The following is a 15,473-nucleotide window of genomic DNA, read 5'->3' on the forward strand; positions in this document are numbered from 1 at the left end:
TATCAGTGTGACTAAAAAATCATTAACTCAAAAACAAAGAGCGTTAAAAATTCTCTCTCGACTAAAAGAATTGTATCCTGATGCAACCTGTTCTTTAAATTATGAAACTCCAGTACAATTATTAGTAGCAACTATCCTTTCTGCACAATGTACAGATGAAAGAGTAAATAAAGTGACTCCAGTATTATTTGGGCGTTTTCCTGATGCGGAAAGTTTAGCAAATGCGGATATATTAGAATTAGAAGAAATAGTCCGCTCCACAGGGTTTTATCGCAATAAAGCTAAAAATATTAAAGCTGCTTGTAGAATTATTGTTAATGAATTTAATTCCATAGTTCCTAATACCATGGAACAATTATTAAAACTTCCAGGAGTAGCGAGAAAAACCGCAAATGTAGTTTTAGCCCATGCCTATGGAATAAATGCTGGAGTGACGGTAGATACTCATGTTAAACGATTAACCCAAAGATTAGGATTAACCACAAATACTGAACCAATTACTATTGAAAAAGACTTAATGGCATTATTACCCCAGCCAGATTGGGAAAATTGGTCTATTAGATTAATATATCATGGTCGGGCAGTTTGTCAAGCGCGATCGCCTAGTTGTGATATTTGTCAATTAGGCGATTTATGTGAGATGAAATTTCCTGATAAAAATAGTTAGAATTATCAGAAAATAAAGGAGTAGAATATAATTGTAAATAAATATATTATATTAATTAAACTCCTTTTTTACAAGATACTCCTCATTTAATTAGTTCTCAGGTTTGGAAAACATTTATTTAGCTCGGTTTGTTTTATATTACCAAATTTATCATTTAGATGATCCTTATAAATATTCACTATGCAAACTCTATAATGATTTAATTATGGAAATTCAAAATCTTTTTCAAGCAGATATCTAACATCAATAATTCCACTTTCATTCAACTTTAATTTATATATCAATATATTTAATAAAATCTTAAATCTATTAAACCCATTATTTACGCAAGAAGTATTATAAGTATATATTTACTCTCTTTACCACTGAAAGTATAATCTAAAATTATTAATTAAAGGAAATAGTTTTAAAATATCTAACATTAAACAAATTTTCCTTAACATTTTTTTAATAATTAATTGAGAAATATTCTTATTTATCAACGCTATTGCAATATTTTCAGCGATCTGGTATCATGGTGAACATAGAGTAGAATTAGCCTTGCTTTGTCAAATTGTACAACTTACAAAACTTAACAATAGTCAATTGCTAAAACCCTTAACTTATAAGACTTACAAAAACTGACACTAGAAAAATATACAAAACTTAATCACTACTAAAAAAGTTTTGATCAAAAATTTCAGAAAAAATTTTCTACTCAAAAAATGGGTACTTGACAAAAGTGAAATTTTATGGTATTGAACATCAAAATTAAACGTAGATGGACGCTGATAAACGCAAATATTGTAGAGTGCGTCAATGAAATGTAACGCACTATCCTTAATAGTAATTTTTTCCTCCCTAACCAATTAATGATGAAAACGAATCCCGATAAAAACATCATAGATAAATTGCAGAAAGTCCTTTTTCTGCCATAAACCCGTAGTTTGTGGACTACCTTTTTCATCCAACAAAGGCTTCATTAAATAATAGGCAGGTTGATAATTATACCAAGGAATTGAAGGCCATAAATGATGAATTAAATGATAATTTTGCCCCAAGATTAACACATTTAATATCTTACCAGGATATACGCGGGCATTTTTCCAGCGATCGCGTTCTACAAAAGGACGATGGGGTAAATAATCAAAAAAGAAACCCAAAGTAAAACCCACCAAAAACGCCGGAATAAACCAAAAATTGAGAATGTATCCCAAAAAATGCTGCTGGATAGAAATATAGAAAATACCAATAATAATTAACCTACTAATAAACCATTCCAGTAACTCATACTTCCGCCATAATTTACGTTTAAAAAAGAAGATTTCATGGTACAAAAATCTTACAGGAATTAACCATAATGGACCACCTGTAGAAACATAATGATCCGGATCATCTTCAGGGTGATTTACATTACCATGATGTTGTAAATGTACCCGTGTAAATACTGGAAAGACAAAGGCCAAAATTAAAGCACTACAATGGCCTAAAATGGCATTAATAATAGGATTACGATGGGCTGATTGATGACAAGCATCATGAATAATAGTTCCAGAACAGTGTATAGCCAATGTATTAATACTAAAGCATATCCAATCTGGCCAGTCCCACATCCAATAACCAAAGTTAGATAAAACTAACATTATTACCACAACTATAAACAATAATAATGTAGGATTAAAATCACCAGGAGGTGATAAAAGTTCTTTGGGGGGAATACTCAGTGGCTTTTTTGCCTCCACTGTCAACATTCTTAACTCCTTGCATGATCAAATATTAAGAATTATAAATTAATATTCATCAATAGTAAAGTTATGTAAACTTTCCCCTGACTATTGTTAACTGCTGATCATTGAACGTGGCTGTGAATGAAAAAACAGATCCCAGTCATTTTAAGATTATTTCCCAGATAGACCCGAAAACTACCCCTATGCAATTAAGAGATTCTCTGCGTCGTACTAAAATCGTTGCTACTGTTGGACCTGCTACTAGTAGTCCTGAAATGCTTAAAGCTATTATAGAAGCTGGAGCAACAACTTTACGGTTAAATTTTTCTCATGGTACACATGAAGACCATCAACGTAGTATTAGATTAATTCGGCAAACAGCATTTGAACTGAATCGTCCAGTAGCAATTCTGCAAGATTTACAAGGTCCAAAAATACGTTTAGGTAAATTTGAACATGGTTCGATAATGGTCTCGAAAGGCGATCGCTTTACCTTAACAAATCGTCCTGTAATTGGCAATGAAGAAATTAGTTGTGTTACTTACGAATATTTAGCAGCAGAAGTTCCCGTAGGTGCAAAAATACTACTCGATGATGGCAAAGTAGAAATGGTTGTAGAAGAAATTAACCGGGAAAAAGGGGACTTACATTGTCGTGTTACCGTTGCGGGTAAACTTTCTAACAGCAAAGGAGTTAACTTTCCCGGAGTTTACTTATCCATTAAACCCATGACAGACAAAGACAAAGAAGACTTAATGTTTGGTCTGGACCAAGGTGTAGACTGGGTAGCATTATCCTTTGTGCGTAATCCTCAAGATATCATAGAAATCAAAGAACTGATTTCCAGCACCGGAAAAAGCGTTCCCGTAGTGGCTAAAATCGAAAAACATGAAGCAATTGAACAAATGGAAGCAGTTCTAGCTTTATGTGATGGAGTAATGGTAGCACGAGGCGACTTAGGAGTAGAACTTCCTGCCGAAGATGTTCCAGTATTACAAAAAAGACTAATTGCTACCGCGAACCGTTTGGGTATTCCCATCATTACCGCCACCCAAATGTTAGATAGTATGGTAAATAACCCTCGTCCTACTCGTGCGGAAGTATCAGACGTTGCTAATGCTATCCTCGATGGTACGGATGCGGTAATGTTATCTAATGAAACGGCTGTAGGTAGTTATCCTGTGGAAGCTGTAGCCACGATGGCGAAAATTGCTGAACGGATAGAACAGGAAGAAGCAGAAAACACTAATTCCCGTCAGTCCAGAGATAAAAGACGTTCTATACCCAATGCTATCAGTCAAGCGGTAGGTCAAATTGCGGAAAATTTAGGGGCATCTGCCATTATGACTTTAACACAAACTGGGGCAACTGCTCGCAATGTGTCTAAGTTCCGGCCTAAGACTCCTATTTTAGCCATTACACCCCATGTCAACGTAGCCAGACAATTACAATTAGTTTGGGGTGTTAAACCCTTATTAGTGTTAGAATTACCTTCCACTGGTCAAACATTCCAAGCGGCTATTAACGTTGCTCAGGAAAAAGGGTTATTAATAGAAGGTGACTTAGTAGTAATGACTGCGGGTACGCTTCAAGGTGTTTCTGGTTCTACAGACTTGATTAAAGTGGAAGTAGTTACTGCTGTATTAGGACAAGGTATAGGTTTAGGACAAGGTTCTGTCAGTGGCCGCGCACGAGTAGCTCATAATGCTATGGATGTGAGTAATTTTACTCCTGGTGATATTTTAGTGGCATCACGTACAGGTGTTGATTTTGTTGATGCTATTCGCAAGGCTAGTGGTATTATTACTGAGGATGAAAGTCTCACAAGTCACGCAGCAGTCATTGGTTTACGTTTAGGTGTACCAGTAATTGTAGGTGTAAAAGAAGCAACGCAAGTAATTAAAGATGGCGCAATATTAACTTTAGATATGCAGCGCGGTTTAGTATATTCTGGTGCTGTAGGTACACCTTAAAAACTGGGAGTCGGGAATTAGTAAAATTAGTCGCTTTTAACCAACTTCAGCTTTTAGACAGGGAATTTATCCCGTAGCTAGTGTTAGGAGTGGGGAATTACTAAAAACCATAGCCCGACTGGGGATTCCTCTGTCTAATAATTTTTCGCCGACTCCCGACTCCCCACTACACTAATACATAATAATATGCAAAATATAGTTATTCTTGGCGCAGGTGCTTGGGGACAAGCCTTAGCACATTTGGCTACAATTAATGGACATCAAGTACATTTATGGTCACGACAAAATACAACACCTTTACAGGATCTATTACAAAATGCTCAAATTATATTATCTGCTATTTCCATGAAGGGAGTACGAGAAGTAGCTTCTTTAGTTCATTCGTTACAGATACCTGAAAATACAATTTTTGTCACAGCTACTAAAGGTTTAGAACCACATACTACCTATACACCTTCGCAAATTTGGCAAAATACATTTCCTAATCATTTTGTGGTAGTATTATCCGGTCCTAATCTATCAAAAGAAATTGAAAATAAATTACCAGCCGCTACAGTGGTAGCCAGTAAAAACAGTGTAGCAGCACAACAAGTACAATTAGTTTTTTCTTCTCAACAATTTCGGGTTTATACTAATCCTGATCCCATCGGTGTAGAATTGGGAGGAACGTTAAAAAATGTCATGGCGATCGCTGCTGGTGTCTCTGATGGTTTACAGTTAGGAACTAATGCTAAAGCCGCTTTAGTCACTCGTGGTTTAACCGAAATGGTGCGAATAGGAAATCATTTAAACGCCAAAACGGAAACATTTTATGGTTTATCCGGTCTAGGAGACTTATTAGCAACCTGTAACAGTCCACTAAGTCGTAATTATCAAGTTGGTTATCAATTAGCACAGGGAAAAACTCTCACAGAAATTTTAACTCATCTGTCTGGTACGGCGGAAGGTATCAATACTTGTCAAGTGCTAATGGAAATTGCTAAACAACAAAATATTAATATACCTATTACAGAACAGGTATACCGTTTGTTAGCAGGTGAAATTACACCTACAGAGGGCTTGTTGGAACTAATGTTAAGAGATATTAAGTCGGAGTTTGATTATTTGCAAGAACAAATATGGTAATTTACAATTCTTTTTTCCTATCACCTCTCACCTTTAACCTGTAAAGTTACTGGGAAATTTTTTGCCAAATTTTGTCGAATTTTCAGGAAACTACTATTTTCCTTCTGTATATATAACTGTGCAGTTTATAAACACGGTCATTATTAGTAGTATCTTTATACTTAGTGATAAAGATAACTACTATGGTTTTGGTAATTGGTGATATTAACCAAGATAACAAATTAGAAGTAGTCTCGTCAAGAGGTTGATTCACGGTCAGTTGAACTATAGAATTCAGGAGCAAGATTAATTAAAATTGTATTTTCTTAAACTAGTACAAAGTTTTCTTTCATAATTGTAGTAAAAAACTAAGTCCCGATATTTTTATCGGAAATTACGGAATATTAGATTAACTGATCGTAAATTAAGCTAACCGCAATCTGTTATTACCTGGAGCAATGAATATTTATGCAAGCAGCATCTTTTTATACAAATCCTATCTATGATGGTGAAAATTCTCACCAATCTTTAGATACTGACATCAGTATTATTGATGATACGGATATAATTGATGTATCAGATATATCTTTGGAAAATTTGCAGGAATTGGATATCACTGCGGTTGAACCAAACGTAGAAGCTCAAGTAAGTAAACGCAGTACAGACTTAGTGCGTTTGTATTTACAGGAAATCGGTAAAGTTAGGTTGTTAGGAAGGGATGAAGAAGTTTCAGAAGCTCAAAAAGTACAGAGGTACTTAAAGCTGCGGTCTGTATTAGCTAATGCAGCTAAACAAGGAGATGAGGTACTTATTCCTTATCTAAGATTAATTGAGGTGCAGGAACGTCTAGCTTCTGCTTTAGGACATCGGCCATCTTTGGAAAGATGGGCAAAAGAGGCTGATGTAAAATTAGTTGATCTTAAACCAACTTTATCAGAAGGTAAACGAAGATGGGCGGAAATTGCTAAGTTAAAATTGGAAGAATTGGAACAAATTCAATCTGAAGGTTTACACGCAAAATCTCAAATGATTAAGGCGAATTTACGCCTAGTAGTATCTGTTGCGAAAAAATATCAAAATCGTGGTTTAGAACTGCTTGATTTAGTACAAGAAGGTACTTTAGGATTAGAGCGAGCAGTGGAGAAATTTGATCCAACTAAGGGGTATAGATTTAGCACCTATGCTTACTGGTGGATTCGTCAGGGTATTACGAGGGCGATCGCTACATCCAGTAGAACTATACGTTTACCTGTACATATTACAGAAAAACTGAATAAAATCAAGAAAGCACAGAGAAAAATTGCCCAGGAAAAGGGTCGCACTCCTACGTTAGAAGACTTAGCTATTGAGTTAGAAATGACACCCATTCAAGTGCGAGAAGTTTTATTAAGAGTACCGCGTTCGGTATCATTAGAAACTAAAGTTGGCAAAGATAAAGATACGGAATTAGGGGAATTATTAGAAACTGATACCGTAACCCCGGAAGAAATGCTCATGAGAGAATCTTTACAAAAAGATTTACTCAACCTATTAGCAGACTTAACCAGTAGGGAAAGGGATGTAATAGCAATGAGGTTTGGGTTAGCAGACGGTCATCCTTATTCATTAGCGGAAATTGGTCGAGCGTTGGATCTATCCAGAGAGAGAGTCAGACAAATTGAGTCTAAGGCATTACAAAAATTGCGTCAACCCAAACGACGTAATTTAGTACGGGATTATTTAGAATCTTTAAGTTAGGAGTTCAAGGAGTCAGTAGGGGTTTAGCATGAGCTAAACCCAAAACTTCACACTCTCCACCTCAGACACTAGTAAATATTCTCAATAAGAAATGACTATTGCAAATAAAGTGCAAAATTTGTTATATTCTCAATTAATAGGCTTTGTTGAGAAAATTTAGTATGACTGTCTACACAACTACTTCACTTAAGGCAGAACTAAACGACCGAGGTTGGCGTTTAACTCCTCAGCGCGAAACTATTCTACATATTTTTCAAGACCTACCACAAGGTGAACATCTCAGCGCAGAGGATCTTCATCATCGCTTAGAACAAGATGGAGAAGGTATTAGTTTATCCACTATTTACCGTACTCTCAAGCTAATGGCTAGAATGGGAATTTTGCGAGAATTGGAGTTGGGTGAAGGTCATAAACACTATGAAATTAATCAACCTTATCCCCATCATCACCACCATTTAATTTGTGTACGTTGTAATTCGACTATTGAATTTAAAAATGACTCAATTCTGAAAATTGGGGCGAAAACAGCACAAAAAGAAGGTTTCCACTTGCTAGACTGTCAAATGACGATTCATGCTATTTGTCCTCAGTGTCAAAGATCCTTAGTTCCTGTATAATCGTGCTGTTGGATATGGTCATATTCTATTTAAGCTGTTGATCTTATTTACTTACAACATAATCTAACATACTCTAACTATCAATGTTTGGTTGTATTAGTGTGGGAATCTGCTTATATTCGAGGAGGAGTTTTATAATATGGTTTATTTTACTAAATCCTATTATAATTTTCCACCTTTAATATCTCTGAATGCGTCTTAATGGTTTTTTGGTATCATCTGCCATAGTATCGTTGATACGACTTTTCTAAAAAGTCTATTTTTGCACTATTTGTTGTAGTTATAGCATAGTAAAATCACTGTCTGGTGATGTTTTGAATAAGTTGTATAATTTATCACAAATAATGATATTTGCTTGATTAGTAATTTCTAGCTTGTGTTGTTTTTTTGAAAGCAAGTCACAGAGTGAACTTGAAAACAAAAACAACACGCTGTAATTAACTGTTCTTATAAAACGTGCACTGATGTGCTGCGAATTGGGGTATGATATTTATTTCGCGTATCAGCGAAGCGAAGGACTTGCATTAGACGCAAAGTTTCAAATTTTGAAGTTCTCAATTTCATACTTGAGTTCAGCAACGCCAGAGTAAGCTGTTGTGCTTTTAACTTGAATAATTAATACAAGCAAGATGCTTGTGCTACTGTAACTTTAGGTTTTTTAATTATACAGTGAGTGCTGCACATTAGCTTATGATTATTTTCTGATGACTAAAGTGGGTTTATAGCTGAAAGCCGATAATTATTTACTCTCAATAGCTGCTTCCGCTTGATGCACAAGGTTTCGCAGATTTTCCAGTGTTTGCTGATCCACATTTTCCCACAAATTGCGCTGATTTGCTTCTAATAATCTTTCTGCAATATCTCGCAAAGCCCAAGGGTTATGATCATGGATAAATTCGCAAACTACAGGATCTTCCAGATATGCTTCAACTATACCCTGATATATATGATCCTCGACACATTGGGCGGTAGCATCATACCCGAATAAAAAGTCCACCGTTGCGGCCATTTCAAACGCCCCTTTGTAACCATGACGCATAACTCCTGCTATCCACTTGGGGTTGATGACACGAGAGCGATAAACCCTGTTAATTTCTTCTTGTAATTGGCGAATTTTCGGACTAGAAGTGTTGGAATTATCGCCAAAGTAGGTTTTGGGGTTTTTTCCCTGTAAAGAGCGTACAGCAGCCGTTAAACCCCCTTGGAATTGATAATAGTCATCAGAATCAAGTATGTCATGTTCGCGGTTATCCTGATTATGGAGAACAATTTGCATTTGTGCTAAACGTTGTTTAAATACTTCAATATTCTCTGTTCCCTGTTCCGGGTTCCCTGTTCCCTGAGAATAGGCGTAACTACTCCAATTAATGTATGCTTGTGCTAAATCTTCATCACTTTGCCAATTTTGAGAATTGATTAAACCTTGAATACCTGTACCATAGGTTCCTGGTTGAGAACCAAAAACACGATATTGCGATCGCTCAACCGCATCATCTAAACTTAAACCTTGTTCTATCCATAAATCAGTGTCTTGTGTAACCGCTAACGCAATAGGATTTTCTTCTGTAGGTTCATCTAAATTTGCAACTGCTGTTACTGCTTGGGAAAATAAATCAATTAAATTGGGGAAAGCATCACGGAAAAACCCAGAAATTCTTAAAGTCACATCTACGCGAGGGCGGCCAAGAATAGATAATGGTAAAATTTCAAAATCTACTACTCTGCGTGCTGCTCCATCCCATACAGGTCTAACTCCAATTAAAGCTAATGCTTGAGCAATATCATCTCCGCCAGTTCGCATGGTAGCAGTACCCCACACTGACAAGCCGATGGTTTGAGGGTATTCGCCATGTTCTTGGGTATAGGTTTCTATAAGAGCATCTGCGGCTTTTCTACCGATATCCCAGGCCGTTTCTGTGGGTAAAGCACGAATATCTACAGAATAGAAGTTTTTACCAGTGGGTAGAACTTCAGGACGACCGCGTGTAGGTGCGCCTGACGCTGCACTAGGAATATATTTACCTTCTAAACCGCGTAATAAATTATTAATTTCCTCCGGTGTATTTTGTAATGCAGGTAAAAGTTTTAATTCTATCCATTGTAAACATTCTCTTAAAGGTTTGTAGTTGAGCGTTAGCTCCTCTTTTTCTATAATTTTTCCTACCAAAAAAGCAGCTTCTTCTTCTAATAATTGAATTACATCTCCGACGATATGACAAGATTTTATTTTCACGCAGAGACGGGGAGACACAGAGAGGGTTTTGGGAGGAATAAATGGGGTTTTGAGATTAGTTGTTAAAGGATCAAATTCGAGGTTCCAATCTTGAGCAATTGCTCTTGTAATTCCGATAGAATGACGGTTAGGAATACGAGATATAGCTACTATTAAATCTCTTAGTTGTCTATCTTTTGGGGTTTGTCCAAAAATATGTAAACCATCGCGTATTTGTGTTTCTTTGAGTTCGCACAAATAACCATCTAGGGAGTTTAAAAGTAAATCTTCTCTATTTTCAATTCCTAAATCTTTGTAGAGATTTTCTTGAATCACTATTTCTTCAATGCGTTTTTTGATCATGGACATTCTACCAGGATCTAAACTTTCTGCTTCATAATATTCATCAATTAAATTTTCTACCTGTTGTAAAGCTCCATAAAGTTCTGCTCTAGTCATAGGGGGAGTTAAGTGATCAATAATCACAGCTTGAGAGCGTCTTTTTGCTTGTGAACCCTCCCCAGGATCATTAACAATAAAAGGATATAAATGTGGAGTCGGTCCAATGGCTATTTCTGGATAACAAGTATTAGATAAAGCCACACTTTTACCAGGAAGCCACTCTAAATTACCGTGTTTTCCTACATGAATAATTGCATCTGCTGAAAAACATTTTCTTATCCAATGATAAAAAGCTAAATAATGATGTGTTGGTTCTAAGTCTGGAGCGTGGTAATTTAAACTGGGATCTAAATCATAGCCCCTTGATGGTTGAATACCTACAAAAATATTACCAAATTCAATACCAGAAATAGGAATTGATGATTGATGAAATTCTGATTTATTCACTATTCCCCATCTTTCAATAATTGCATCTTGAATTGTTTGGGGTAAAGTGGCAAAATATTCTTGATATTCTGTAATTTCTAAACTTTGATTGACTATTTTCCAATCTTTACTTTCAGGATCATTTGTGACACCAACTGTTAAACTGCGAATTAGTGCATCACTATCTAATGGAATATCATCTAATTTATAACCTGCTAATTTTAATGCTTTGAGAATTTCCACACAACTAGCTGGCGTATCTAAACCCACACCATTAGCTAAACGTCCATTAGTATTGGGATAGTTGGCTAAAATTAACGCTATACGACGGTTCTCTGGTGGTTTTTGGCGAAGTTTTACCCAATTAGCTGCTAGTTTAGCAATAAAGTTGATGCGATCGCTCACTGGTTCATAAACTACTACATCCGTCTCTAACTGATCATTGCGACTTTGCAAACTCTTAAAAGACACAGCACGGGTAATAATTCGACCATCAACCTCTGGTAAAACCACATTCATAGCCATATCACGGGGAGTTAAACCTTGTAAACTATTTTCCCACTGTTCTTGAAAACCACCACTACAAATTACTTGAAATACAGGTACATTCAACTTTTCCCATAATTCAATCTCAGGAATTTCTGTCTCTAAACGTGCTAAGGAAAAACTAGTAGTATTTAATAAGACGCTGATATGTTCATCATTTTCTGGCTGAAATATATCATATAAACTTTGAGAAACTCCATTTTCACGTAAGGAAGATACATATACTGGTACAGGTTGTAATCCTTGTGCTGCAATAGCATGACATAAAGCGTCCATTACTTTAGTATTACCTGCTAAATAGTGAGCACGGTAAAAAAGAATACCGACACGAGGTAAGGATTGAGAATGTTCGTTATTTGGGTTTATTGTTGTTAAATCAGGGTGTAGCATTGCTAAACCCCTACTAAATACTGAGTGCTGACTGCTGACTGCTGATAGCTGATAGCTATATAAACCAACACGAGGAATTATTTGAGGAGGTAAAGGATTAAATTTAGTGGAAAAACAATTATCACAAATAAACAGCAAACCATTGATAAAATTTTCTACTCCTCCCTCTTGAAAGTACCGCCAAATCTGGTACACAATGTTTTCAGCTAGAGTAGATTTAGACATTAAACCGGCATCTAAGCCATCATCACCAGGTATTACAATAAGAGACGTACCATATCGGCTGACTATTTCCTGTGCCACTTCCAAACCATAACTCCAGTAACCACTACCTCCTAACAATCTTAATACAATTACTTGAGCAGATTCTAATACTTGTTCTGCATAAGCATCTATCGTTATTTGCTGTTGCAATTGTAACAAGTTAGCTACTCTTAGTTGCGGAAATTCTGGCGGTAGTTGAGGAACTACACAAGTTAAAGTTTGAATATCCGTATCCGCAGCCGTTATAAATATTAAAGGTGCGCTAGTTTGTTCTAAAAAAAACAAACCATTTGATTGATTCCATCCACCTCCGGTTGCGTTTATACGGTGCATATTTTTATGTTATCGCCTTTTTTAGTCTTCTGCAATCTACATTTTATCAGAAATCACCATATTCATGTACAGAGTGGAGAGCATCAATTACTGAAAAATTTTAGATATGAGATCATATAATCAATCTACAATCATAAAGATTGGGCTATTAGTAACGAGTAATCAGCTTTCATCTATGGGTAGATAGATTTTCTATCAAATCATAGTTTTGCCAAATTCTATCATGATTGATGGACAACAGATTAAACTCAAACTGGAGACAAATTTACAGGCTGATATTTTTGTTTTTAGCCTTTTGCTGAATGCTTACCTACAATCTAAAATTCAAAATCCAAAATCCAAATGTTTATTTCTCCCGATTTGGGATTTTCTCATACCGTACCTGTAAGTATATTCGATCAACTGGGCGAATTGCTACAACAGATGGCTACATTAGTTATTACGGATGCTGTAGTATTAACAGATGCTTTACTCGCTCCCGTTTTTTCCCCTAGAGATTGGCAAGATAAAAGATTTATCTTGGTAATATCTCACGGATTTACAGCTTTATTACTAGGAAAAATACCACCCAGTCAACAAGATAATCTATATGTGAATTTGGATGTAAATTTTACCTTTAATCTACAAGCGATAAATTCCTTTATATCAGAATTAGCGGAATTATTTACAACTAACTCTCTGACTTGTCAAAAACTTCATCAATATTCTGAAGTTATTGGTAATCATGATGCTAATTTACAAAGTGAATTTACATTATTATTGTTAGAATATTTACTCAAACAACCAGAGATAACAATTAGTCAGAAAACTCATACAGTAGATAATACAAATACTAATTTTACCTGTCAAATTGTGGAAGATATTCTCAAAAAACAAATAGCCCAGGAACAACTTTTAAATCATGTGACATCCCAAATCAGAAAAAGTTTAGATTTATCAGTAATTATCAATACTGCAATTAGTCAAGTGCGGGAATTTTTAAAATTAGATAGATTAGTAATTTATAAATTTGTACCAGCAAAAATTATTGTTGAAAGTGTGGAAATTTCTGATAATTCATTTGATGACAAAGATAATAGTTATGTTATTTATGAATCTCTTGGTTCAGAAATACCTTCTGTTTTGAATATTCAACAAGAATCTTGTTTTTTCCCTCTCCCATATTGTTACGATAAATATTTGCAAAATTTCACATTAGTAGTAGATGATATCGAAAAAACTTACATTTTGGAAACTTGTCTTTTAGAATTTTTAAGAAATATTCAAGTGCGGGCTAAATGTGCTATACCAATAATATTTGAAAACAAACTTTGGGGGTTATTAATTGCCCATCAATGTTATATACCACGACAATGGCATCAAGGAGATATAAAGTTACTAACTTCTATAGCTGAACAATTAGCTATAGCTATTTATCAAACTGAATTAATGACATCTTTAAAAGTAGCTACGGAAATATTAAAACAGGAAAAAGAAACCTTAGAACAAAGGGTAATTGAACGTACAATGGCGTTAAGAGAAGCCCTATTAGCAGCAGAAGCAGCAAGTCGTGTTAGAAGCGAATTTTTAGCCACAATTAGCCATGAATTATTAACTCCTTTAACCTATGTTATTGGTATGTCTTCCACATTATTAAAATGGCCATTAGGAGAATTAAGTCAACGACAGAGAAATTATTTACAAACTATTCATGATAGTGGAGAACATTTATTAGAGATGATTAATGATATTCTTGATTTATCACAAATTCAAGCAGGAAAAACAGTTTTAAATATTGAACGATTTTCATTAATTAAAGTTGCCCAAAATTCATTAAGCTGTGTTAAAGATAAAGCTAAGGAGAAAAATATTACTTTAGAACTTGATTTACAAATTAATCCTACACAAGATGAATTTACAGGAGATGCTACTAGAATGGAACAAATTATTTGGAATTTATTAACTAATGCTATTAAATTTACTCCAGAAAATGGTACTGTAATTTTACGTTTGTGGATAGAAGATAATACCGCAATTTGGCAAGTAGAAGATACCGGAATTGGTATTCCTGAAGATAAATTAACCTTATTATTTGAGAAGTTTCAACAGTTAGATACTCCCTATCGTCGCAATTATCAAGGTACTGGTTTAGGTTTAGCTTTAACTAAGCAATTGGTAGAGTTACATCGTGGCCGCATTGAGGTAGAATCTACTGTAGGTATTGGTTCAGTTTTTACTGTGTGGATACCAAATCAAGTTAAGAATGGGTGATTGGTGATTGTATAATTCTGTTAAGTTCTCTGATGTTCTATTCCTATCAATATGATTAATTTACCTAAAGGTTTAATAGTATCCTGTCAAGCACCAGTAAATTCACCATTACATGATCCTTACATTATCTCAGCGATCGCACAAGCAGCAGTCAATAATGGGGCTGTTGCTGTAAGAATTGATACACCTAATCACATTAACGCTGTGCGGGAAAAAGTACAAGTACCGATTATTGGTTTGTGGAAACAGGTAATAGCTGGTTCTGATGTTTATATAACTCCTTCATATTATCATGCTGCTGCTGTTTCTGAAGCAGGAGCGGATATTATTGCTATAGATGCTACTAATAGAACCCGTCCCTATGATGAAAAGTTAATAGATATTATTGCCCGTATTCACGAGACTTTAGGAAAACCAGTTATGGCGGATGTAGATACTTTTGAAGCTGCAAAATTTGCCGTTGAAGCTGGTGCTGATATTGTCGGTACTACCCTTTACGGTTACACAGCAGCTACTAAAAATTGTCCTCCTCCGGGTTGGGAATTATTAACAAAAATAGTGGAAAAACTAGATACTTTTGTGATTTGTGAAGGTGGTATTTCTTCACCGCAAATGGCTAAAAAAGCCTTAGATTTAGGGGCTGATGCAGTGGTAGTAGGTACGGCTATTACTGGGATTGATTTATTAGTTAGATCCTATCATCAGTTAATTGATAATTGACCTGTAATATACATAGGACTTACGCACTGTACAAATTCACCATGATGTGAATGAACGAAAATCCGTCGTTTCAGGCTTTTGGCGATTAACTTCTGATCAGTAGCAATGCTCACGGCAAGGGAAGCT

Annotated in this window: 9 protein-coding genes; 7 read left to right on the forward strand and 2 right to left on the reverse strand. The window is 35.4% G+C overall.

All coding sequences use genetic code 11. From position 1 onward, the window contains the following. Positions 1–7 precede the first annotated feature (7 nt). On the forward strand, positions 8–667 hold the full coding sequence (gene nth, locus H6F32_RS11705) for an endonuclease III (RefSeq protein WP_190369514.1): 660 nt from the start codon (positions 8–10) through the stop codon (positions 665–667). A gap of 848 nt (positions 668–1,515) precedes the next feature. On the opposite strand, the gene crtR is transcribed toward nth, so the two are convergent. Further along, positions 1,516–2,397: a beta-carotene hydroxylase gene (gene crtR, locus H6F32_RS11710; protein WP_190369515.1), complete on the reverse strand. Its 882-nt coding sequence runs from the start codon at positions 2,395–2,397 to the stop codon at positions 1,516–1,518. 179 nt (positions 2,398–2,576) lie between these two features. On the opposite strand from crtR, the gene pyk reads away from it, so the two are divergent. The 4 genes from pyk (at position 2,577) to H6F32_RS11730 (ending at position 7,804) form a co-directional block, all read left to right on the forward strand. After that, positions 2,577–4,346 carry a pyruvate kinase gene (pyk, locus tag H6F32_RS11715; protein WP_190369559.1) on the forward strand — a complete coding sequence of 590 codons (1,770 nt, stop codon included), beginning with the start codon at positions 2,577–2,579 and terminating at the stop codon, positions 4,344–4,346. Between the two features lie 186 nt (positions 4,347–4,532). Continuing rightward, positions 4,533–5,471, forward strand: coding sequence for an NAD(P)H-dependent glycerol-3-phosphate dehydrogenase (locus H6F32_RS11720; RefSeq protein WP_190369516.1), 939 nt, complete (start codon positions 4,533–4,535; stop codon positions 5,469–5,471). A 447-nt stretch (positions 5,472–5,918) separates the two neighbouring features. Next, the gene (gene sigC, locus H6F32_RS11725) at positions 5,919–7,187 is read left to right on the forward strand and encodes an RNA polymerase sigma factor SigC (RefSeq protein WP_190369517.1); all 1,269 of its coding nucleotides are present in this window, start codon (positions 5,919–5,921) and stop codon (positions 7,185–7,187) included. A gap of 161 nt (positions 7,188–7,348) precedes the next feature. Next, positions 7,349–7,804: a Fur family transcriptional regulator gene (locus H6F32_RS11730; RefSeq protein ID WP_190369518.1), complete on the forward strand. Its 456-nt coding sequence runs from the start codon at positions 7,349–7,351 to the stop codon at positions 7,802–7,804. A 739-nt stretch (positions 7,805–8,543) separates the two neighbouring features. Here H6F32_RS11730 and cobN read toward each other — a convergent pair. Then, positions 8,544–12,377 carry a cobaltochelatase subunit CobN gene (cobN, locus tag H6F32_RS11735; protein WP_190369519.1) on the reverse strand — a complete coding sequence of 1,278 codons (3,834 nt, stop codon included), beginning with the start codon at positions 12,375–12,377 and terminating at the stop codon, positions 8,544–8,546. 342 nt (positions 12,378–12,719) lie between these two features. Here cobN and H6F32_RS11740 point away from each other — a divergent pair, with 342 nt between their 5' ends. Both H6F32_RS11740 and H6F32_RS11745 read left to right on the forward strand, forming a co-directional pair. Beyond that, complete coding sequence (locus H6F32_RS11740) at positions 12,720–14,627, forward strand: GAF domain-containing sensor histidine kinase (protein ID WP_190369520.1); 1,908 nt, start codon at positions 12,720–12,722, stop codon at positions 14,625–14,627. 51 nt (positions 14,628–14,678) lie between these two features. Beyond that, positions 14,679–15,347, forward strand: a complete 669-nt coding sequence (locus tag H6F32_RS11745) for an N-acetylmannosamine-6-phosphate 2-epimerase (RefSeq protein ID WP_190369521.1) — start codon at positions 14,679–14,681, stop codon at positions 15,345–15,347. Positions 15,348–15,473: the final 126 nt, after the last annotated feature.

Origin of the sequence: Anabaena sp. FACHB-1237, assembly GCF_014696225.1 — a bacterium.
GTDB lineage: Bacteria > Cyanobacteriota > Cyanobacteriia > Cyanobacteriales > Nostocaceae > FACHB-1237.

Excerpts from the sequence above, each read along its gene's own strand:
- crtR (WP_190369515.1), bottom strand. The coding sequence starts at position 2,397 with ATGTTGACAGTGGAGGCAAAAAAGCCACTGAGTATTCCCCCCAAAGAA.
- H6F32_RS11745 (WP_190369521.1), top strand. The coding sequence starts at position 14,679 with ATGATTAATTTACCTAAAGGTTTAATAGTATCCTGTCAAGCACCAGTA.
- H6F32_RS11740 (WP_190369520.1), top strand. The coding sequence starts at position 12,720 with ATGTTTATTTCTCCCGATTTGGGATTTTCTCATACCGTACCTGTAAGT.
- cobN (WP_190369519.1), bottom strand. The coding sequence starts at position 12,377 with ATGCACCGTATAAACGCAACCGGAGGTGGATGGAATCAATCAAATGGT.
- pyk (WP_190369559.1), top strand. The coding sequence starts at position 2,577 with ATGCAATTAAGAGATTCTCTGCGTCGTACTAAAATCGTTGCTACTGTT.
- H6F32_RS11730 (WP_190369518.1), top strand. The coding sequence starts at position 7,349 with ATGACTGTCTACACAACTACTTCACTTAAGGCAGAACTAAACGACCGA.
- sigC (WP_190369517.1), top strand. The coding sequence starts at position 5,919 with ATGCAAGCAGCATCTTTTTATACAAATCCTATCTATGATGGTGAAAAT.
- H6F32_RS11720 (WP_190369516.1), top strand. The coding sequence starts at position 4,533 with ATGCAAAATATAGTTATTCTTGGCGCAGGTGCTTGGGGACAAGCCTTA.